The sequence below is a fragment of the Dactylosporangium sp. NPDC051485 genome (assembly GCF_040682015.1).
Classification (GTDB): domain Bacteria; phylum Actinomycetota; class Actinomycetes; order Mycobacteriales; family Micromonosporaceae; genus Dactylosporangium.
This window is the reverse complement of sequence record NZ_JBFAZW010000243.1, coordinates 1-2,724: the sequence shown is the minus strand read 5'-3', so window position 1 is coordinate 2,724 and position 2,724 is coordinate 1. Positions and strand designations below refer to the sequence as shown.

At 75.9% G+C, this 2,724-nt stretch carries 2 protein-coding genes; both read right to left on the bottom strand.

Going from position 1 to position 2,724, the window contains the following annotated elements; genetic code table 11:
* Positions 1-760 precede the first annotated feature (760 nt).
* On the bottom strand, positions 761-1,858 hold the full coding sequence (locus AB0M46_RS51235) for a DNA polymerase III subunit beta (RefSeq protein WP_363349042.1): 1,098 nt from the start codon (positions 1,856-1,858) through the stop codon (positions 761-763).
* Positions 1,859-1,994: 136 nt separating this feature from the next.
* The coding region (locus tag AB0M46_RS51230; protein ID WP_363349040.1) for an AraC family transcriptional regulator at positions 1,995-2,724 on the bottom strand (730 nt) is incomplete at its 5' end.

The following is a 2,724-nucleotide window of genomic DNA, read 5'->3' as shown; positions in this document are numbered from 1 at the left end:
CACCGCCGGACCGCAAGGACGGCGCCGCAGAGACCGGGCGCGCCCGCGCGGGCCGCCGCGCACCAACGCCCCCGCCGCCGTCACGCCGGCCCGCCGGTGCGGCAACGCGTCGAACAATCGGGCGCCATCCGCGCTCGTCGGCAGCGCATCACAGCCGGTTCTTGCATCTGCTACGTCCGGCCGGCTGCCAATTCCGCCGAAGCCTGCGAAAGGTCGAGCATCATCCCAACGCGCCACCAGCGGAGCATTGCAGTGAATACGCGCTCATCGGCAGATCCGGACGCCGGCGGGCCGCCCACCGTCACGTCGCGTAGTTGATGAGCTCCAGGTGGGCGGTCGTCGCATCTGCCGACCACCCTTACCCACAGACCGACGCCGATGATTGCTCTGTACGTGTTAGCGTACGCGGCTCTGCACCTGAGCCCGTACGCCGACACCCGCAGGCCGGGAGACGGGCGGAAAACGCGCAGCAGAAAATCCGTAAGCTAAATCCGGGCACTTCAGCTTGACATCGTCCGGACTTACCTTGCGGGGTGCCGATCAGCGCCTTGATCATCCGCAACCTTGAGCCAGACGCGACAGCTCCCGAGGTATGACGCCGGACCAGGCGCTTCGCAGACGCGTGCGCCAACGGCGGCGAGCGCGGCGCGTCGCCCGGCTGACAGACACGACATTCGCCGCCGAGCCCGTCGCCAGGACAAGGGCGGGAGGCGGGGCAAGGGTAGGCCCTGTAGGTCGGATCAGGCGGGGTCGGGTCGGGTCAGGCGGGGTCGGGGCGCATCGGGACGAGCAGGTAGCGCAGGGTGCCGGTCGGGGTCGTCACCTCCGTCGCGCGCAGGGCGGGCTGGATGTGCAGGTGGACGGTCTCGCCCGGGAAGGTGCGCAGCGCGTCGGACAGGAAGCGGGCCTGGTAGGAGCGCACGGCGCGCCCCGAGCGGACCGCGGCCTTCACCGTCTCCTCCGACTCGCCGCGCAGCGGGTCTGCGGCGCGGACCAGCAGGGCGCCCTCCAGGGACTCCAGCATCAGGCGGCCCTGCTGGCCCGCATACGCGGTGGCGCGCTCCACGGCGTGGGCCAAGGCGTCGGCGTCGACCTCGATCGTGCACTCCGGGGTGACGTCCAGCAGGCGGTCGAACTGGGCGTCGGGATACGCGTCGCCGAGGGTCGGGGTGGTCACGCTGCCGCCCGGCCAGGACAGCGCGAAGACGTCCGGGGTGCTGTGCAGGGCGACCTCGTCGGTGCGCGACAGGGTGGGGGCGATGCGGGTCAGCAGGGCGGCCGGGACGAGGGTGTCGAAGGCAACCGATGGGGTGATGGGGACGGTGGCGGCGGCCAGCCGGTAGCGGTCGGTGGCCAGCAGGGACAGGACGCCGTCGGCGGCGCGCAGGCGGACGCCGGTGAAGATGGGCAGGGCGTGCTCACGGGAGGCCGCGCCGGCCACCGCGGCGGCGGCGGTGCGCAGGGCGGGGGCCGCGACGCGGGCGGTGGGCGGGGGCAGGTCGGCGAGCGGGGGCCAGGCGTCGGGGAGGGCCGGCAGGGCGAAGCGGGCGCCGGTGACCCGCACGGCCAGGCGGCCGCCCTCCGCGGCCAGGCGGGCCTCCGGGGCGTCCAGGCCGGCCAGTGTGTCCGCCAGCCCCCGGCGCGACACCAGGGTCTCGCCGGGCTCGTGCACGGTGGCCGGCACCCGCAGGCGCACGGTGAGCGACCCGTCGGTGGCCGTCAGCGCCAGGCCGTCGTCCTGCGCGCGCAGCAGGGTCGCGGCGTGGACCGGGTGCGGCGAGCGGCCGGTGAGCAGCCGCATCACCAGCGCGGCGGCGTCGGCGAGGAGGCGGACGGGGGCGGTGACGTCGAGGGTCATGGGGGGAACATAGCCGGGGGGTACGACAAAATCGGCTCAGGACGCCACGGCCCGGAATGCGCGGCCGGCCACGGCGAAGATGCACGACAAGGCCATCCCCGCGCATCGGGCTGGGCAGCCGGCCGAGGCGCCGAGCTCAGGGTGTACCGCCCGGAGCCCGCGAATCCCGCCGGAACCGCCCCGGCGCCGTGCCGAACCGGCGCTTGAACGCGGCGGCGAAGGCGAACTCGGAGGCGTACCCGACGCGCTGCCCGACGGCCCGCAGCGGCGCGTCGGTGTCGCGCAGCATCCGGGCCGCCAGCGTCATGCGCCACCACGTCAGGTAGGCCAGCGGCGCGCGCCCGGCCAGCGCGGCGAACCGGCGCGCGAACGGCGCCCGCGACAGTCCCCCGACGGCGGCCAGCTCCGCCACCGTCCAGGCCCGGGCCGGATCCCGGTGGATCGAGCGCAGGGCCGCCCCGACCGCCGGGTCGCGCAGCGCGGCCGCCCATCCGCCGTCCGGCGCGTCCTGCAGGTGCGCCCGCAGCGCGTGCAGGAACAGCAGGTCGAGCAGCGCCGCCACGCCCACCCCGCCGCCGTGCCGGGCCAGCTCGGCGTCGAGCAGCCCGGCCACGGCCCGCAGCTCGCCGCCGGCCTTCAGGTGCACGAGGTCGGGCAGCTCGTCCAGGAGCGGGTGGGCGCGGTGCGGGGCCAGCTCGTACGCGCCGCACAGCACGATCCCGGCCGCGCCGGGGCCGGCGGGCGCGGGCGGCAGGGGGCCGTCCGCGCGGCACGGGGCCAGCGGGGTGTCCGGCGCGTCGGCCAGCGCGTGTCCGCGCCCGCGCGCCAAGAACAGCACGTCGCCCGGGTCGAGCCGCACGGGTGGC